Annotated in this window: 17 protein-coding genes; 4 read left to right on the forward strand and 13 right to left on the reverse strand. The window is 64.9% G+C overall.

All coding sequences use genetic code 11. The features are described 5' to 3' along the window. Positions 1-41 precede the first annotated feature (41 nt). Positions 42-755: a cytidylate kinase-like family protein gene (locus K1X11_RS19750; RefSeq protein WP_221029531.1), complete on the reverse strand. Its 714-nt coding sequence runs from the start codon at positions 753-755 to the stop codon at positions 42-44. 259 nt (positions 756-1,014) lie between these two features. Between K1X11_RS19750 and K1X11_RS19755 the strand changes: the two genes are divergently transcribed. Then, on the forward strand, positions 1,015-2,007 hold the full coding sequence (locus K1X11_RS19755) for a hypothetical protein (protein ID WP_221029530.1): 993 nt from the start codon (positions 1,015-1,017) through the stop codon (positions 2,005-2,007). Between the two features lie 94 nt (positions 2,008-2,101). On the opposite strand, the gene K1X11_RS19760 is transcribed toward K1X11_RS19755, so the two are convergent. Then, the gene (locus K1X11_RS19760; protein ID WP_221029529.1) at positions 2,102-3,751 is read right to left on the reverse strand and encodes a bifunctional metallophosphatase/5'-nucleotidase; all 1,650 of its coding nucleotides are present in this window, start codon (positions 3,749-3,751) and stop codon (positions 2,102-2,104) included. 182 nt (positions 3,752-3,933) lie between these two features. On the opposite strand from K1X11_RS19760, the gene K1X11_RS19765 reads away from it, so the two are divergent. Beyond that, entirely contained in the window at positions 3,934-4,350 is a 417-nt protein-coding gene (locus K1X11_RS19765; RefSeq protein ID WP_221029528.1) for an NIPSNAP family protein, read from the forward strand. Between the two features lie 97 nt (positions 4,351-4,447). After that, the gene (locus K1X11_RS19770) at positions 4,448-6,445 is read left to right on the forward strand and encodes a tetratricopeptide repeat protein (RefSeq protein WP_221029527.1); all 1,998 of its coding nucleotides are present in this window, start codon (positions 4,448-4,450) and stop codon (positions 6,443-6,445) included. On the opposite strand, the gene K1X11_RS19775 is transcribed toward K1X11_RS19770, so the two are convergent. From K1X11_RS19775 to K1X11_RS19825, 11 genes are all read right to left on the reverse strand, one after another. Next, the gene (locus tag K1X11_RS19775) at positions 6,442-7,017 is read right to left on the reverse strand and encodes a hypothetical protein (RefSeq protein ID WP_221029526.1); all 576 of its coding nucleotides are present in this window, start codon (positions 7,015-7,017) and stop codon (positions 6,442-6,444) included. The genes K1X11_RS19770 and K1X11_RS19775 overlap by 4 nt on opposite strands. After that, a complete protein-coding gene (locus K1X11_RS19780) occupies positions 6,999-8,174 on the reverse strand; it encodes a M48 family metalloprotease (protein ID WP_221029525.1) in 1,176 nt (391 codons plus the stop codon). The genes K1X11_RS19775 and K1X11_RS19780 overlap by 19 nt, the downstream gene beginning before the upstream one ends. Further along, a complete protein-coding gene (locus tag K1X11_RS19785; RefSeq protein ID WP_324726030.1) occupies positions 8,171-8,902 on the reverse strand; it encodes a hypothetical protein in 732 nt (243 codons plus the stop codon). The genes K1X11_RS19780 and K1X11_RS19785 overlap by 4 nt, the downstream gene beginning before the upstream one ends. A 174-nt stretch (positions 8,903-9,076) precedes the next feature. Then, positions 9,077-9,649 (reverse strand): anti-sigma factor family protein, encoded by a 573-nt coding sequence (locus K1X11_RS19790; protein ID WP_221029523.1) that lies wholly within the window; start codon positions 9,647-9,649, stop codon positions 9,077-9,079. 38 nt (positions 9,650-9,687) lie between these two features. Next, the gene (locus K1X11_RS19795) at positions 9,688-10,170 is read right to left on the reverse strand and encodes a hypothetical protein (protein WP_221029522.1); all 483 of its coding nucleotides are present in this window, start codon (positions 10,168-10,170) and stop codon (positions 9,688-9,690) included. A 90-nt stretch (positions 10,171-10,260) separates the two neighbouring features. Beyond that, entirely contained in the window at positions 10,261-10,713 is a 453-nt protein-coding gene (locus tag K1X11_RS19800; protein ID WP_221029521.1) for a hypothetical protein, read from the reverse strand. Next, positions 10,704-11,312, reverse strand: a complete 609-nt coding sequence (locus K1X11_RS19805) for an RNA polymerase sigma factor (RefSeq protein WP_221029520.1) — start codon at positions 11,310-11,312, stop codon at positions 10,704-10,706. The genes K1X11_RS19800 and K1X11_RS19805 overlap by 10 nt, the downstream gene beginning before the upstream one ends. Before the next feature lie 64 nt (positions 11,313-11,376). Further along, the gene (locus K1X11_RS19810) at positions 11,377-12,036 is read right to left on the reverse strand and encodes a hypothetical protein (RefSeq protein WP_221029519.1); all 660 of its coding nucleotides are present in this window, start codon (positions 12,034-12,036) and stop codon (positions 11,377-11,379) included. A 125-nt stretch (positions 12,037-12,161) separates the two neighbouring features. Continuing rightward, positions 12,162-13,901, reverse strand: a complete 1,740-nt coding sequence (locus tag K1X11_RS19815) for a sensor histidine kinase (protein ID WP_221029518.1) — start codon at positions 13,899-13,901, stop codon at positions 12,162-12,164. A gap of 168 nt (positions 13,902-14,069) precedes the next feature. Continuing rightward, positions 14,070-14,474: a transmembrane 220 family protein gene (locus tag K1X11_RS19820; protein ID WP_221029517.1), complete on the reverse strand. Its 405-nt coding sequence runs from the start codon at positions 14,472-14,474 to the stop codon at positions 14,070-14,072. A gap of 242 nt (positions 14,475-14,716) precedes the next feature. Next, positions 14,717-16,885, reverse strand: a complete 2,169-nt coding sequence (locus K1X11_RS19825) for a M3 family metallopeptidase (protein WP_221029516.1) — start codon at positions 16,883-16,885, stop codon at positions 14,717-14,719. A 263-nt stretch (positions 16,886-17,148) separates the two neighbouring features. Between K1X11_RS19825 and K1X11_RS19830 the strand changes: the two genes are divergently transcribed. Further along, positions 17,149-17,754 (forward strand): hypothetical protein, encoded by a 606-nt coding sequence (locus K1X11_RS19830; protein WP_221029515.1) that lies wholly within the window; start codon positions 17,149-17,151, stop codon positions 17,752-17,754. Positions 17,755-17,765 lie beyond the last annotated feature (11 nt).

A 17,765-nucleotide genomic window follows, 5' to 3' on the forward strand; every position in this document is an offset into this window, starting at 1 on the left:
GCCGGGCGGCGGTGTTGGGGAAACGCGAACGCAGGGGGCGATCAGGCGGCGGCGACTGGGGTGCGGGCGTGCACGAGGTGCACAACGGCGCTGGCGATTTCGGGCAGAGGCATGCTGCTCGTGTTAAGGACCAGATCGTAGGCCTGGGGATCGTCGATGTCGCAATCGAAGTGGGTGCGCGCGTAGCGGCGGCGGGCGGCGTCGGAGCGGGCGTTGCGGTCGGCGGCTTTGGTCACGGTGGTGTGGCAGAGCCCGGCCATGTGAGAAGCGCGATCGGTGACGTTGCCGATGAGGCGCAGGTGGAGGCCATGGGGCAGGGCGGCGGTGGCGAAATTGGCGCCGCGGCCGATGAGGATGCAGCGGCCTTGGCCGGCGAGATGGCGGATGAGGCAATTGGTGTGCTGGACCAGTTCCCAGAGGTTGGGGTGCAGGCCGACCAGTTCACCGATGGAGGCGTCGATCTCCGAAATGGAATCCTCCGGCAGGTAGCGGGCGAGGTGCTCGGGGTAGTTGAGGTCGCGCAGCATAGCTTCAACGAGGTTGCCGTCGAAGACGCGCCAGAGGGTCTGGCCGGGCTGGAGGGTGGTGTTGAGCTGGTTGGCGATGAGCCGGGCGAGGCTGGAGGCGCCGGCGCCGGCTTCGCGGGAGAGAGTGATGAAGGGTTCCTGGGGTTCCACGGGCAGGCAGCGGCCAGTCCGGGTGAGGTGCAGATTGAGGTAGCTCTGCGCGGTTTCGAGTTTGGGGGTGGGGGTCATGGTGGGGAGGGGTTAACCTCGACAGCATATGGCGGCGGGCGCGGGAGGGGAAGCGAGGCGATCACGGTGCAAAAAAGTAGCAGAAACGCTAACGCGCGGAATCACGCCGAATTGGTGGCCGGGAGGGCGGAGGTGAACCGGTTCAAATAATTGTCATTTTCTTTAAACCGGTTGTGCGTTCTGGACCTGTGCACGTTACCTCAAATAGTTAGGAACAAACTCCGCCACTTACTCTCCAAACTGCGTCTCCTGCTTCATCATGTTTACCACTCGCGACATTTTCATGACCGCCTTGGTTGGTTGTGTCCTCGCGCTGGGATTTGTCGCGTGGCAACAGCACCAAGCGCTGCAACATCTGGAATCGGACTTCCATACCCATGACGAGTCCCCCAGTGCCGTGGCCGAGAGGAAAGATGGCGTTCTACTCGGTGGACTGCGCGCTGAAGAGACCGGTCGGTTACCGGTTCCGGTGCGGGCCCAGATTGCGGATCGGGTGAACCCGGTCAGTTCCCGGCAGCTTGAGGGCATCGTGCAGATGCTGGACGATCCGCGGTTTCTGCAGGCAGTGGCCTCCCACCAGCGTTCGATGTTGGATGTGCGGTTCGGAGAATTGTTTGGCCGCTTGGAATTGACAGACGACGAACTCGAATCCCTGCGGGAGCTGCTGATCGAGAAACAAAACGCGGCCATGGACGTGCTGATGGTTTCGCGTGGTCAGTTGGATGGCCAACTGGGGGGGCAGGACATGCGCACGGCGACGCGGCGGGCGCGGGGAGAGATCGATCAATTGATTCGTCAGACTTTGGGCGATCAACGCTACGCGGTCTTCAAGCAATACGAAGCGACCCTGCCGCAACGCACTGCGGTAGGCCAGCTGGCGCAGCGGCTGAGCTATTCCGATTCGCCGTTGGCGCCTTCGCAAGCGGAGGCCTTGGTGGACATGTTGGTCCTCAATGACAGCGGCTTGCAGCCGGCCCTACCGGGGGTCTCCGTGGTGGTGGATCCGGATGAACGCCAAGCGGTGCCGGTGATGAACGGCATGGCCGAAACCGTGCGCATCACGGAGGACGTCTTGAGCAAGGCCCGAGAGATTTTATCCCCGCGCCAGGTCGCGGCATTGGAGCAACTCCAGCGGGAGCAGCAGGCGGCTCGCATGGTCATGGAACTGGTGCGGGATTCGATCCCGCCCGGTGAAATGCCCAATACGCGACTGGATATGCTGGGGATCGATATTCAGCTGCTGCTGCAATAACGTTCGTGTCCGCACCGGGCGGTGTGGGAAAGCCCACGGGGGGAAGAAATCCTAAATCCTAGGTTCGAAATCCTAAAGTGGCGGGACGGGGAACCTAGGGTTCGCGGATGCGCCAGTTGTGGGTGGGTTCGGTGGGGAGCTCGCCGGGGTGGTCGATGACCCACTGCACGATGAGGTCGCGCACGCCCATGCTGGAACGACTGATGACCGGTGCGTCGCCAAACATGGCGTAACCGCCGCCGCCGTTGTGGCGGTAGTTGTTGATGGCCACGCGGAGGGTTTGGTCGGGGGCGAGGCGACGACCGCGGTAGGTGAGATCGGTGATGCGGTCGCCGGGTTCGCGGGAGAGGTCGATCACGTAGTCAACGCCTTCGGCGGTATCGAAATTGTAGCCGGGGATGCGCGGGTTAATGAGTTGGGCGGCGGTGGGGTGAGTGCCGGCCGGGGCGGGCAAAAAATAGAGCGCGGAGTGTTCGAGCGCGGCTTTGATTTGGGCGCCGGTGAGTTCGAGCACCACCAAGGTATTTTCGTAGACGTAGAGGCCGGCGAGGTCGCGGATGGTGACTTCGCCGGCGGGGATGCGGGCGTCGGTGTTGAAGCTGGCGGCGAAGGAGACGTCGGCGTCACCGGCATCGAGTTGCACGCGGTGGATGAGGTCGATGATGGCGGTGTCCTCGAGGCGGGAGGATTCCGCGGTGAGGGGACGATCGGAGGTGCCGATGGGCTCATTCAACCAAGATTCGGTGGCTTCGTGGGCGGCTTGGGTGAGTTCGAGGATGTGGGGATCGGCTGGGACCTCGTCGGTGATCGGATGGGTGGTGGCGGTTTTGCCGACGACCTGCCAGGGGGTATCGGGTTCGTCGCGTTCGAGTAGGATGGTGGTGCGGGAGAGGTGATCGCCCCAACGGCCGGCCTGGGTGAGCAGCACGCCGTTGATGGTGAGGGACGGGATCTCGCGATGGGTGTGGCCCATGAGGATGAGGTCGATACCGGGCACCTCGCGGGCGATGGCGACGGCGGCGTTTTCGTTGGGCACCTGGCCGGGCGTGCGTTGGCCGGTGAGGATGTCTTCCTCCAGGCCCATGTGCATGGCGACCACGACGAGGTCGACCCGGGCGCGGCGACGCAGCTCGCTCACCCAGCGGTGGGCGGCGGCGACGGGGTCGGTGAAATGCAGGCCGGCGTAGTGAGCCGGGGTTTCCCAGGCAGGGATGCCGGGGGTGGTGAGGCCGAGGATGCCCACGCGGACGCCACGGACTTCTTTGACGAGGTAGGGCGCGTAGGCGGGGTCTTCGGTGCCCTCGAGGCAGATGTTGCCGGCGATCCAGGGGAAGCGGGCGGAACGGCGGGCGTGGTTGAAGACCTCGAGGCCAAAGTTGAACTCGTGGTTGCCGACGGCGAGGGCATCGAAGTCGAGCGCGTTCATGGCCTCCATCATCGGATTGCGCCGGGGCGGAGCGACGACGGCGCTGTGGTAGGCGAAGGGGGAACCCTGAATGGTGTCGCCGCTGTCGAGCAGGATGAGCTCGGGGTCGAGGGCGCGGGCGCGTTGAATGAGGGTGGCGATCTTCGCGAGGCCGTATTCGGCGGATTCGCCGGTGTAGTAGTCGACCGGGTAGACGTGACCATGGAGGTCGGTCGTGGAGAGCACGGTGACGTGCGCGCGTTCGGTGGCGGAGAGGATCGCGCAGTGGGCGGTCAGGAGAGAGGCGACAATCGCGAGCTGGCGGAGCCGGAATGACATGGCCAATGAATGGCGACAGGCCGAAGGTGGGGGAAGCGTGAAATGGTGAGCGGCGGAGAGCGGGCGGCGAGGGAGGCGCGGGAGGCGTGGGAGGCGTGGAGGACATTTAACGTCGTCCGTTGTCGTGGACGGGTGGCGGGCTTTGGCGTTGTGAGTGGTCGGGCGGAGCGGATCGTGAAGGCATGAAGCCCCGTTACCCCCTGATGTTGCTGTGTCTGGTTTTTGGTCTGGTTCCGGCGTCGAGCCGGGCGGAGGACGCGCCGGAACGGGTGTTTGAGCTGAGGGTGTATCATCCGCATCCGGGCAAACTGGCGGCGCTGCAGACGCGTTTCCGCGAGCACACCTGCGCGATCTTCGAGCGGCTGGGCATGGAGAATGTCGGCTACTGGGTGCAGGCGGACGTGCCGGAGGGGGAAGAGCCGAAGCTGTATTACGTGCTGGCTTACCCGAGTCGGGAGGCGGCCAAGGCGATGTGGGCGGCGTTTCTGCAGGACCCGGAATGGCAGCGGGTGCAGCAGGACAGCATCGCGGATGGCTGGTTGGTGCAGAAGGTGGATTCGATCTTCCTGACTGCCGCGGATTTCTCGGCGATTCAGTAGACCGACTGCGCGAAACGTGAGAATGGGGCTTGGCCCTGGCGTGGCGGGCGGTTTGGTTGGGGGGCACACTGGCCAAGTGAACCTCAAATCAAGAACGATGATGATGGACGTATTGGCTGCAGTGGGCGGCCGCTCCCGCGGGGGGCGGTGGATCGCAACGATGTTGATCGCGGTGATGGTGGGCGTGAGTGCGGCGAGCGCGGCGCGCGACTGGATCAAACTGGAGGCGCCGGACTTCGTGATCATGAGTGACGCGAACGAGAAAACGGTGCGGGAGTTCGCGCGCGAGATGGCGGGGTTTCACGAGGCGGCGCGGCAGTTGTTTGGGCGGCCAGGCGTGGGCACGTCGCGTTCGTTGATCATCCTGCATTCGCGGCACAAGGACTTCGTGGCTTACGGCACGCGGGAGGAGCGGGATTCGCGCACGCGGCCGTTCAGTTTTTCCACCGAGGTGGATGGCCGGGCGGTGACGGCGGTGGCGCGGGGATCGAACTGGCGCGAGACGCGGCGCATCATGGCGGAGTTTGAGACCATTTGGTTGATGCGGCGCTACGGTTGGTATCTACCGATTTGGATGGCGCAGGGCAGTGGCTCCGTGGTCTCGACGGTGGAGGTGGAGGACGACCGGGTGACGATCGGCCAAACGATGAACCACGCGCAGGTCATCGCGAACAACAACCTGCTGCCGTGGTCCCGGTTTTTCGATGTGGGGCGTTCTTCGCCGGAGTATACGGGGGATAAATCGCCGGGCGTGTTTCACGCTCAGTCCTGGGCGTTGATGCACTGGTTGTTGTTGCAGGACGACAACGGCGCGGCGCGGTTTGCGACCTTGGGTCAACGCATCGCGGTTCTCGATGGCATGCAGGCCGTGGCGGAGGCGTCGGGTTATTTGCCGGAGGACTGGGAACGCAAGATCCGGGCGCATCTGCGGGGGCGCGTGCCGCGGCGGGATTTGCCGTTCGATGCGGCGGCGGTGGAGGCCTCGTTTGTGGTGACTCCGCTGGCGGAGGCCGAGCTGCTGGCTTGGCAGAGCGACATCGCGGCGGCGGCGGGGCGCGATGCCGAGGCGGATCTGCGTTACCTGCGGGCGTTGGATTTGGCGCCGAATGAACCTTACACGCTGGAGTCGGGGGCGCGCTGGTATTGGCGGCGCGGCGAGCACGCCAGTGCGATCGAGAAATACCAAGCGGCAATCGAGGCGGGGTCGCAGAATGCGGGGGCTTACATCAGCTCGGCGGAGTGGCGGGTGATGCGTAGCAGCGGCAATACCGATCGCGAGGGCAGCGGGGTGCCGGTGGTGATGGAGGAGGCGGAGCGCGAGGTGCGCCGCGCGCTGGAGCTGGATCCGGGTTACGGCGAGGCGTATCAATTACTCGGTCGTCTGGCGGTGTTGGAACGCGAGCCGGACGAGAGCAAACTGGAGTTGTTGAGTCGGCGCATCGGGCCGGACTTCTGGGGCATCCAGGCGCGTTATTATCGCGGTTGCCTGTTGGATCGACTGGGCCGCGAGGAGGAAGCGCAGGTGGATTTTGACTGGATCGTGCACCAAGCGGAGGCGAGTGAGCACACGCAACGCAACGCGAGTAATCGTCTGACCCGTATGCGGTTGGAGCCGTTGCGCGCGGCGGTGGATGAGGCCATGCAGGCGCAGGATTATGCGACGGCGTGGTCGGCTCTGGAAGATTGGGAAGCGGAGAAGCTCGTGCCGGCCGATGAGGCGGAGGTTCGCGAGCTGAAGCAGCACGTGAGTGACGTCAAAAAGCGGGCGGAACAACACGAGTTGGATCGAGCGGTCGACCGGCTGAATCGCATGCTGAAGCGGGCGGCCTTTGCCGAAGCCCAGCAGGAGGCGCGGCGACTGGCGGCCAAGGACGTGTCGGACACGATGCGGGACGCGTATGCGCGACTGACGCGTCAAGTGGATGAGATCGCGACGCTCCAGCTCATGCGCCTCGCCAGCAAGACGGAGCGTTGGGCGGAGGTGGAGCGCCTCGCCGACGAGTATTTGCCGACGGCTCCGGCCGAAGGAAAATACCGCGAGAAGATCGAAGCGCTTTTGGCGGAGGCCAAAGCCGCGTCGGTCGGGACACCTTAGTTTCCGGCGGCGCTCGCGCCGACGTGGAAGCTTTGCACAACCGCTTCGAACACCGGCAAGTCGCGGCTGTGGTAGTGGCGTTGCGGGGCGCGCAGCGCGAGCGTCCACAGCTCGTCACCGGCGACAAAACCGTAGCGGGTTTCCTGCAGGCGCAGATTGGATTCGCTGAGGTAAGTGACGGTGAGTTTGAAGCCGCGGTGACCGTCGATGGTGGCAGGCTCGTTGGTGAGCACGCTGAAGCCGATGCGGTTTGGGTCCGACCGCAGATCGCCCGCAATGGTCTCGGCGAGTTCGTAGCTGGTGAGCTGGGGCGACAGTTCGCGTTCGGTGTAGGGCAGGGCTTTCTTGAGCTCGGCGGCGTTGATGGTGATGGTCTGGAGCAGGGCACCGTCGCGGGTCATGAGCAGGTCGTTGCGCAGGCCGGTGGTGGAACTCCACCCGGCGGGCACACGCACGGTGAAGGCGTTCTTGGGGGCCGTGTAAACGGCACCGCCCAGCGTCCAAAATTCGCAGCCGCTGAACAGCAGTAGCGAGGAGGCAACCAAGAGGAGAGTCAGGATTCGTCGGACCATGTTTGCAGGAGGCTAAGAATGTGGGCGCGGTCGTTGGCCACGGGGGCGAGTTCGAGGTAACGTTGCAGGGCGGCGCGGGCTTCCGCCGGGCGTTCGATTTGGCCGAGCACCAAGCCGAGTCCGCGCCAGGCTTCGGGGTGGCTGTCGTCGAGGACGAGGGCCCGGCGGTAGTGTTCGATGGCGGTGGTGGGGTCGCCGTCGGTGGGGTTACGGCGATGCCATTCGCCGTGCAGAAAGGCGGTGGTCGGATCGTTGGCCGCCAGGTCGTCGAGGCGGGTGAGGAGTTGGTCGGCGCCTTCGAAATCGCCGGTGCGAAACGCGCCATCGAGGTCGGCCTGGATGAGCGCCGGGAGGTGCTGGCGGTAGGTGAGTTCACCGAGGGTGCCGGGCTCGGTGGGCACGCCGTGTTTGATTAACAAATCGGCGAAGGAGTTGCGGCGTTCGACCAAACGGGGATGGCTGCCAAAGAAGAACGGTTCCTTGCGCTGCGAACGTTGGCTTTCGAATTGGAGCACATCAAACACCTGGGTGGTCGCATGTAGATCGTAGCCGGCTCGGTGCAGGCTACGGAAACCGGCGTCGTCGGCCTCGCGTTCGAGGTCGCGGGAGTAACCGCTGACGGCGGCCAGAGCACCGACGCCACCCAGGATGGAGCCGTAGGAACCGCCGCTGACCGCGAGCACGTTGAAGACGGTGAGGCTGGCTTTGGTTTGCCGATAGCGACGCAGACCGTGACGCTCGTGGATGTGGGCCATCTCGTGGGCGAGGATGGTGGCGACCTGCGCTTCGTTATCGAGACGCGCGAGCAAGCCGGTGTGCAGGTAGATGTCACCCGAGGGCAGGGCAAAGGCGTTGAGCGTGGGATCCTGCACAACGTGAATTTTGAGCACGGCGGCGAGGGCCGGCCGATCGGCCGCGAGGCGGAGGGCGATGTCCTGCAAATAGGCTTCGGTGGCGGGCAGATCGATGAGCAGACCGCTGGCTTCGAGGCGGGCGACTTGGATGCGCGCGTTGTCGAGGAGCAGCGGTTCATCCTCGAGAGCGACGGAGGGCGTCGTTTCGCCCAGCGACGGCACGGGGCCCGTGGCGCAGCCCGTCACTGCCAGCCCCAAAAGCGAGAGCGTGACCGGTAGAATGACCGACCGGGGCGACTTCATGACTCGACCGGAGCCGGTATGGGGGCGGGCAGGCCGCGCAGGAGATCACTGACCAATTGGGCGATGCCTTCGGGCGTGCGGAGGTCGGGTGCCACGGTGACTTGGTTGATCCACAACACGTGGCCCTCGTCATCGACCAATGCGGCGGTGGCCAAGGTGGAGCCCATGGTGGGCATGACGTAGACGCCAGTGAAGGCGGCGCTGACCAAACCGAGCGCGGCGAGCGCCTTGCGGCCGCCGGTGGCGTAACTCTCGCGCAGATGGATGAAGAGGACCGCGCCGTCGCCGAGGTAATCGGAGTGCGCGCTGAGGCGGCCGGTCTCGTAGTCGAAGGCGTGAGTGGCGGCGCTCGGGGGCACGGGGCCGATGGCGTTGGGCACACGGCCGGCGAGTTGGTTGAGACTCATGAGGTGCACGAGCACCCCCACGTCCTGCAGCTCGGCCTGCACCTCCGGTCGTTGCAGGTCGGCCGCGTCATAGGGGCGAAATCCGGTGTGGTTTTGCAGCGCGGCGAGCAGGTCGCGCTCGGCTTGGGCAGTCCAATCGGCGTGGGGTTCGGCGGCGCCGCTGGCGGTGAGCTCGGCGATCTCGACGTCCAAGGGCGCGATGTAGGTTTGGTGCGGCGGCGGAGTGCGTTCGCCGACTTGGGCGGCGGTCCGATGGGTGACGGGAGCGACCGTGTTGCAGCCGGGGCCGATCATCAAAGCCGTCAGGCAGACGAACGGCACGAGTAAGGAAATTCGCCGGCGGAGACGGGTGGGGGCGACAGGGGAGCGAGGCGGAAGCATGAATGAAGGGTAGTGGTGGCCAGCCAGTCCTTCATTGCTCGCGCGACGCGAGTCAGTGGTCAAGAGCGGGCTCCGCGATTCGCCCCTTCCTCGATCACGATCCTCGGAAGTTGCTCAGATCGAGGCGGCGTCGTCGGGGTCGCTGGCCCAGACGATGAGCCAGCCGCTTTCGTCGTCGACGTAGACGAAGGGACTGGCCTCTTCGTTGGCGGTTTCGACGAACTCGGCGTGGGCGGCGAAGGCGAAGTGTTGCTCCATCTCGGGCCAGTCGGCGGTGGTTTCGTCGGATGCCACTTTGGCGGCTTGCCGAGCCAGCGGAGCCGCGACGTCGATGGATTCGGTGCGGATGGGACCGCGGTTTTGCATCACCACCAACGCTACCGCCGCCACCGCGGTGAGCGGGGCGGCAACGCGCAGCAGACGGGACCAGAGGGGGGCGGCGGATTTGGCGGTGCCGCTTTGTTGACGCAGGCGGCGTCGGACGGCGTGCCATTCGGTTTGGGCGTCGGGCACTTGGACCCGGGCCGCGGTTTCCTGCAGGTGGGTGTAGACGGCGGCCAGTTGGGCCTGCAGCGCCTGACATTCGGGACAGGCTGCCGTGTGGGCCGAGACCTGCCGCGCCACGTCGTCCGGGAGGGGGACGTCGCGGGCGGCGATCAGATGGTCTTGGACTTGCCGGCAGTTCATGGGGGAAGGGCGGGTAGAGGCGGGTCTAGGCGAGCAGTTTACCAGCCACGGCGGGTGGGAACCCAGACCTTTTCGCGCTGGTAGCTCCAGTGACCGCGTTCGAAGTGTTTGGTGCGGTTGCCCCAGCGGTCGTAGGTGAACCAAGTGCGCTTGGGAATCCACACCTTAACCGTGCGGTAGGTCCAGTAGCCGCGGCCGCGATCATGGCGGTCGCCACGGTCGTAGTGGCGGTCACCGCGGTCGTGGCCCCGGTCGCGACGATCCCAGCGGTCGCCGCGGTCGCGGTCGTGACGATCGCCGTGGCCGCGATCGCGATGGCCGTAGTTGGTGGTGGTGTAAGCGAGGTCGAAGGAAACATCGGCGTCGCCGTCGAGGGCGTCGTCAATGGCAGCACCGAGGATGACGCCGCCGATCACACCCCCGAGGATGGCCGCTTCCTTGTCGCCGAGAGCGGCGGCGGGACGAGCGGTGAGGGCGAGGGCAGCGAGGGCAACGGTGAGAAGGGTGAGGGTCTTTTTCATGGTGATCTCCTTGGTTGAGTTCACCGGATTGGGACGAACGCCCGTGGAGCCGTATTCAGTTTATTCGAAAGTTTTTTTCGCCGGTATTCTTTAATCGGCGATGAGGATCACGGCGTAGACCTCGTGGTCGTTGCGGGAGGGGCCGCCGAGCACGGCGGGGACGCCGGGGCGCAGGACGAGGCCGGTGCGCATGAGGCTGCGGTTGTTGGCGGTCCATTCCACCTGCACGCGGACGCGGTCGCCCTTGGAGGATTCCGCCTGCAGCTCGAGTTCGTGGCCTTGACCGAGGCGCACGGAGCCGGAGCCGGGAGCGGAGAGGCGGGCGCGGCCGGAGCCGAGTTGCTGAAAGCTTTCGAAGCGCAGGATGCGGCGCAGGGTATCCTCGTAGCGGGCGAGCGCGCGGTCGGTGGTGCCGGCTTCGCGGGAGGCGGAGACGAGGATGGCGCGCACGCTGACGCTCTCGCGTTCCTGGGCGTGGGCGGTAGGGACGGCGGCGCTGAAGAGGAGGGCGCCGAGGCAGAGGAGAGAGAGGGCTAATCGCATGGGGATTCGCGGAGTTTTTGGGCAAGCAGGCGGCGGGCGTGAAAGAGGCGCGACATGACGGTGCCGCGGCGGATGCCGACGGCGGTGGCGATTTCGTCGTAGGATAGACCCTGAACCTCGCGCAAGGCGAGCACGGCGCGGTGTTTTGGAGGCAGGCTGTTGAGCATGGCCTCGAAGTGGGCGTGGCGCTCGGCGGATTCGATCTGCGCGGGCGCGGTGGGTTCTTCATCGACGGGTTCGGTGAAGGTGTGGGTCTCGCCGGTGTCTTCGTCGTCGCGGGAGAAAGGCAGGAAACGATCGAACCAGCGGCGGCGTTTGCGGAGGTGGTCGAGCGCGCGGCGGGTGGCGATGGGGTGGAGCCAGGTGGTGAACTTGGCGTCACCGCGGTAGCGAGCGAGCTGCTGCCAGACTTTGACCCAGACCTCCTGCGTCAGATCGCGGGCGTCGTGCTCGTTGCGCACGATGGCGAAGACGGTGCGAAACGAGGTCTCGTAGTGGCGCTGCATGAGCTCGCCGAACGCGGTCTCGTTGCCGTCCTGCGCTTGGGCAATGAGGGATTGGTCGTCGACCAATTCATCTTGCTCGGGGGCGGAGTCCATGCGCGAGCGGGCCGGGCCGGAGGCAGCGGGAGGCGCGAGGTGAACGAGGCCGGTCGCGGGGCGACTAGCGACGAGGGGGGAGCAGACCACGATCGCGTCGCAGGTCGTAACGCGGGTCGTAGTAATAAGGCAGGCCACCGCGGCTGGTGCCGTAGGAAATGGCGGCTTGGAAACGGCCTTTGGGGTCGCTGATCACGGTGGTGACTTCACCGCCGTAGTAGGTCTCGCCGCCCACGCTGCCGACTTCGAGGGTGACGGAACCGTGGACTTCGAGGCGCGGGCCTTCGCTCTCGACGGCGTCGGCGGCAGAGTCGCCGGTGGTGCGGGCGCGGTTGCGGTCGCGGCGGGAGATGTAAGGAACGGTCGGCGTGTCGGCGATGTAACCGGCGATGTGTTGATCGAGGCGCTCGCGTTGTTCGTCGCTGAGACGATCGATGCCGGTGGCGTCGAGTTCGGCGGTGCTGCGGCGGGAAGAGAAGGTGCCGGCGAAACCGGAAACGTTGCCGGCGCGGGCGGAGGCGACCTCGTAGGCGACCAAGTTGTCGAGATTGGCACGTTCCTGCTCGGTGAGCTCATGCACGCCGGTCGCGAGTTCTTCGTCGTCGGAGAGGCGGGCGAGGAAATCGGCCGAAGGGGTCCAGCCTTGGGCGGTCAGACTGAGGGTGGCGGCGCACAGACCGGCTGCGAGGACGAGCAGGCGCGGGAGGCGGAAAGAAGCGGGCATGAGTTTGAGAACGTCGCGGAGCGGCAAAGTTCCCCTCGGAAGGTTGGGGGAAGGAGGGGCCGGAGGGTAAGAGGAAGGGTCGGGAGCTTGGGGGGCGAGGGGCGACCGGTCAACCTCGGCGGTGCTCAGGAGTCCGGGGTAGGGAAGGGCGAGCGGGAATTGCGCCGCGCGGCTTCGAGTTCGGCGACCGCGGTCACATTCATGGCGCCGAAGAGAGCGGTGAAGGGGAGTTCGATGGAGACCTGCCAGGTGCGGCCGCGGTGGATGCGATAGGTCCAGGTGCCCTCGAGCTGTTGAATGCGTTGGCCGATGTTACGGAGGCCATTGCCGGACTTGAGCGATTCGTGCGGCGCGAAACCGTCGTTTTCCCAACGCATGACGAGGAAGCCGGCTTCGCGCCGGAGAAAGAGCGAGGTGTGCTCGGGGCGAGCGTGGCGGGCGGCGTTGGAGATGAGCTCGCGCGTGATGTAATAAATGTGGAGCTGGGCGTCGCGGGAGAGGCCATCGAGCACGCCTTCCTCGATGGAAAGTTGGGCGGACTGGCGGGAGATGGATTGCATGTAGCGTTCGAAACGCTGCAGCGACGATTCGAGGTCCTGGTCGCGGAGTTCTTCGGGTTCGAGGTCCAGGAGGAGGTTGCGCAGGTCGGCCGTGCACTCGGTGAGGATGGTGCGGATGGCAGCGAGCTGCGAGGTGGTGGAGGGGCGACCAGCCGTGGTGGCGGCTTCCATGGAACTGATTTTAAGGCCGGCGGCGTAGAGCGATTGCAACGGGCCGTCGTGGAGGTTGGAAGCGAGGCGCAGGCGCAGGGCTTCGTTGCTCTCGCGTTCGGCTTCGTCGTCGTCGCCGTCGGCGCTGGCGATGCGGCGGCGGATCTCTTCCTGCAGCATGCGACCTTGGCGGAACTGGGAGGACAGCAGCCGGGCGACTTCGCCAAAATCGGATTTTGCCACCAATAGGTCGGCCAGGTGAATCGGGTTGCGGGATTCGAGGGAGCGGGTGATGCGGCCGAGGGGGCGGACCACCGTGAAACCGATGAAGATGGCGAGCAGGGCGACGAGAATGGCGATGCTGCTGGCAAAGATGAGAGCCTGTTCGCCAAGCGACCCGCGCATCTGCTCGAGGGCGGTGGCATCAAAACGTCCGTGCACGGTGGCGATGGGGGTGTCGCCGATACCGTTGATAACCGACGTGAAACTGAAGTCGTGGTTAGCGCGGGCGCGGGTGGTTTGCGGCTCAAATTCCGGCACGCCATCGGGATTGAGCATGAGACTCAGGCGAGTCTGGCTGAGATCGCCGAGTTGGACTAACCAGGCTTCATCCCAGCGTTTGCCGATGAGCATGTAGCCCACGGTCGGCGTCTCGTGACGCCAAAACTGGGGGTCCTGGATCGCGGCGCCGAAGATTTGCCAGACTTGGCCGCCGAGGTTGGTGTAGAAAGAGAACTCGTAGTTCGAGTCGATGTGTTCCGCGAGTAACGACGCGGAGGTGAAGGGCAAAGGTGGGTGGCGGTAGTCCACATCGATGGTGTGGAGTAATTCGAAGCGGTCGTTCAGCACCCACAGAGCGTCGCAGCCGCCGGGCATGCCCACGATGTTGTCGATGTTGGACGAAGCCCACTTGGGATCGGGCTCGGCCACGAAGGCCACCATGTCATCCCACCAGGAGTAGCTGGCGACGAGGCTCTTGAGGCCGGCGCTCTGGAGCTTGGCGGCACTGCGAAAATAGCTGGCGTGCTCCTGCGTGCGGTCGGCGATGAGCAGCTCGATCTTCTGCTTGGTCGAGCGATAAGACAGACCCACCGCGATCGCGATACCGGCGAAGACGACGGTAAGGATGAGGGTGAGGCGGGTGATCAGGTTCATGACGAGCAAAGACCGATGGCTCGGTCGGGCGCGTGAAGTGCAGCCTTACAAGTAACCTTGGATCAACAAGTAGGGTCAATCGCAGGCGACTGGAGAAAATTGCGTAGTGCCCCACCAAACGGAAGGGTCCGTTTCGGCCTAGCGAAAATGGTGGCAGAGTTGAGTCGCTCAGGCGTCTCTGGAGGCATCATTGTCGGCCGCGGTCGGTGCACGTGAACGCGGTCGGCTGAGCATAACGACGGCCATCCAGAAGGCGATGAGGATGAGGGCGTAGAACTCGCGGCCATCAACGATGGTTTGGTCGGTCATATGCCACTCCTCGGTGAGGTCGGTGAAGGGCGTATGCCAGGCCCCGAGGCGGATGTAATACATCTCCCACCAGAGGCATACGACGATGAGCGCAGGCGCGAGCCAACTGGTGCTGCGCCCAGCGGCGGCAAACCCAGCCGCGGTGGCGGCGGCCGCGTAGAGCAGGATCCACGGCGCCGGGGAGGGGTCGTTGTATTGGACCAAGGCGGACAGCACAAAAAGTGCAGCCATGATGCCGTGAAGGATGCGAAGGGCCAGGAGCATGGGGAGGTCACCAACTGAGCCCGTGGTGAGCCGCAGTGCACGGAACATGCAATGAGACGAGTCGGAGGCAACGGGGATCGCATGATTGCCGCTGGGTGCGGGATGCGAGATACGGGATGCGGGATACGGGATGCGAGATACGGGATACGGGATAAGGGATGCGGGATAAGGGATGCGGGAAATAAAAAGCGCCCCTCCGGATGGAGAGGCGCTGCAAAAGGAGGGGGCGACGAACTGGTCGCTTATTCGTCGCTGGAATCGGTCGAGGTCAGGCCGCGGCGTTCGAGCAGCGGTTCGACGCGTGGCTCGTGGCCGGCGAAGTCGGAGAACAATTCCATCGGATCCTTGGACTCGCCGCGCGAGAGCAGGGTGTCGCGGAAGTGATCACCATTGGTGCGGGTGAGCCCGCCGTTTTGTTTGAACCATTCCACGCTGTCGGCATCGAGCACCTCGCTCCAGATGTAGCTGTAGTAGCCGGCTGAATACCCGCCCGCGAACACGTGGGAGAAGTAGGTGGTGCGGTAGCGCGGCGGCACGGCGGCGATGTTGAGGCCGGCCATCTCGAGCGCGTCCGCTTCGAAGGCGAGCACGGCCTCGGCGGTGGTCGGCACCTGCTCGGGCGTGAGTTGGTGCCAGGCTTGGTCGAGCATGGAGGCGGCGAGGTATTCGGCGGTGCCGAAGCCTTGGTTGAATTTCGCGGCGGCCTTGATCTTGGCCAGCAGGTCGGCGGGGATCGGCTCGCCGGTCTCGTAGTGCACCGCGTAGTGCTCGAGGATGGACGGCCAGTCGCGCCACATCTCGTTCACCTGCGAGGGGAACTCGACGAAATCGCGCGGGACGCTGGTGCCGGCGTGGCTCGGGTAAGTGACGTCGGAGAACATGCCGTGGAGGGCGTGGCCAAATTCGTGGAAGAGGGTGTTGGTCTGGCCCCAGGTGAGCAGGGTGGGTTCGCCGGCGGCAGGCTTTTCGACATTGAGGTGGTTGCCGATGACGGGGTGTTCGCCGAGGAGGTTGGACTGCACCATGTAGCTGTTCATCCAGGCGCCGCCGCGTTTGGAAGGGCGGGCGTAAAAATCGCCAATGAAGTAGGCGAGGGTGGAGCCGTCGGCATCAAACACCTCCCAGACGCGCACGTCGGGGTGATAGACGGGCAGGTCGGGGCGCTCTTTAAAGGTGAGACCGTAGAGCTGGTTGGCGGCGTAAAACACGCCGTCGGTGACGACGCGGTTGAGCTCGAGGTAGGGACGCAGCTCGCTTTCGTCGTAGTTGAAGCGCGCGGAGCGAACCTTGGCGGCGTAATAATCCCAGTCGTGGGCGGCGAGGGTGAAGTCCTGGCCGTCGGCGGCGATGGCTTCCTGCAGGGCGGCGATCTCCTTCTGGACGTTGGCCGCGGCGGCGGGGGCGAGGCGACCGAGCATGCCGTTGACGGCGTCGACGGTCTTGGCGGTGCGTTCGTCGAGGGCGTAGGCGGCGTAGGTTTCGTAGCCGAGGAGCTGGGCGCGTTCGGCGCGGAGCTTGGCGGTGCGGGCGGCGAGCAGGCGGTTGTCGTAGGCGTTGCCACGCGTGCCGCGAGCGAGGGAAGCGGCGTGGAGGCGGGCGCGCACGTCGCGGTTGGTGAGGGCGGAGAGGGCGGGCTGGCCGGAGGTGTTTTGGAGGGCGATGAGATATTTGCCCTCGTGACCGGCGTCGGTCGCGGCCTGCGCGGCGGTGGCAATGGCGGAGGCGGAGAGACCGTCGAGCTCGGCGGCGGTGTCGACGAGCAGGGCGGAGGCGTTGACCTCGGCGAGCACGTTCTGGCGGAACTGGGTGCGCAGGGTGGCGAGCTCGGCGTTGATCTCGCTCATGCGGACCTTGGCGGCGGCGTCGAGTTTGGCGCCGGCGCGCACGAAGCGCGTGTAGGTCTGCTCGGTGAGGCGACGGGATTCGGGATCGAGATCGAGGTCGTCGAGTTGATCGTGAATGGCGGCGACGCGGGCGAAGAGGTCGGCGTTGAGGTAGAGCTCGTCGTAGAGGGCGGCTTCGAGGGGAGCCACTTTGGCATCCACGGCGGCGAAGACCTCGTTGGTGATGGTGCCGTTAAGATTGGAGAAGATGCGATCGATGCGGCCGAGGAGTCGGCCGGCGGTCTCGAGGGCCACGATGGTATTCTCGAAGGTGGCGGGCTCGGGGTTGGTGGCGATGGCGGCGATCTCGTCGCGCTGGGCTTGCATGGCGACTTCGAAGGCGGGTTCGAAGTGCTCGGGTTTGATCAGGTCGAACTGCGGATAGCCAAAGGGTAGGGGACTATCCTGGAGCAGCGGATTGGAGCTCACGTCCGTTTCGGCGGCGAAGTTCGGAAGACTGCCGGCTGCAAAAGTGAGCATGATAAACGCCCCGCGGAGGCGGCGGCAGAGGGAGTGATTCAATAGCATGGTTGTTGTGTGATGCGTTCCACTGAAATTCATGGCCCCGGCGGGGCAATATTACAGAAGCACGATGAGTGCAGGTGGCTTGCAATGCGGAGGCGGGTGTTTTGGGCATTGGAAGTGAAAATCGTTCGCTAACGGGGATTTACAAACTTACTGCATAAGAGTAACAGCATGGTGAATACCGACCGTGATATGTTCACCTGCCCGCACTATGGGCTGTGGCTTTCGCCGATGGCTTACTATAACCCGCAACAACCCCGTTTATCATGATTGATTGGTGGAATGGACTCTCTCTGGCGCTGCAGGTGTTTTATGGCATCGGGTTGCTCTCGGCTTTGATGTCGGTGCTGCAGCTCGGCCTCTCTTTGCTGGGCTGGGGCGGTGATGCGCTGGACTTGGATTTGGAGGTCGGCGACGCCGATTCGGCAGGTGCCAGTCTAATTTCGGGCCAGACGTTGTCGGCGTTCTTTCTCGGTTTCGGCTGGGTCGGTGCGGCGGTGATCACGGCAGGTTTGGGTCTGCTGATTGCGATCATCACGGCCTCGGTGGTCGGCGTGATCGTGATGTTCGCCGTTTATTTCATGATCCGCCAGGTGCTGCGCCTGCAGGCGAAGGGCAACCTCGATTACCACAACGCGATCGGCGAGGAGGCGATGGTGTATGTGACGTTGCCGGGTAACGACGAGGACGGCGGCGGTCAGATCCAATTTATGATCCAGGGCCGACTGCGCACGGCCAGTGCCCGCAAGGTCACGCCGGGAGCGGTGAAACCCGGCGAAAAGGTCCGCATCACCGGCATGTTTGGCGAGACCTCCTTCGTGGTGGAATCGCTCCGTGAGACGCCGCCCGCGCCAACGCTTTCTTCATCCTAGTCCTAGTCGTA

This window comes from Actomonas aquatica (assembly GCF_019679435.2).
GTDB classification, from domain to species: Bacteria; Verrucomicrobiota; Verrucomicrobiia; order Opitutales; family Opitutaceae; genus Actomonas; species Actomonas aquatica.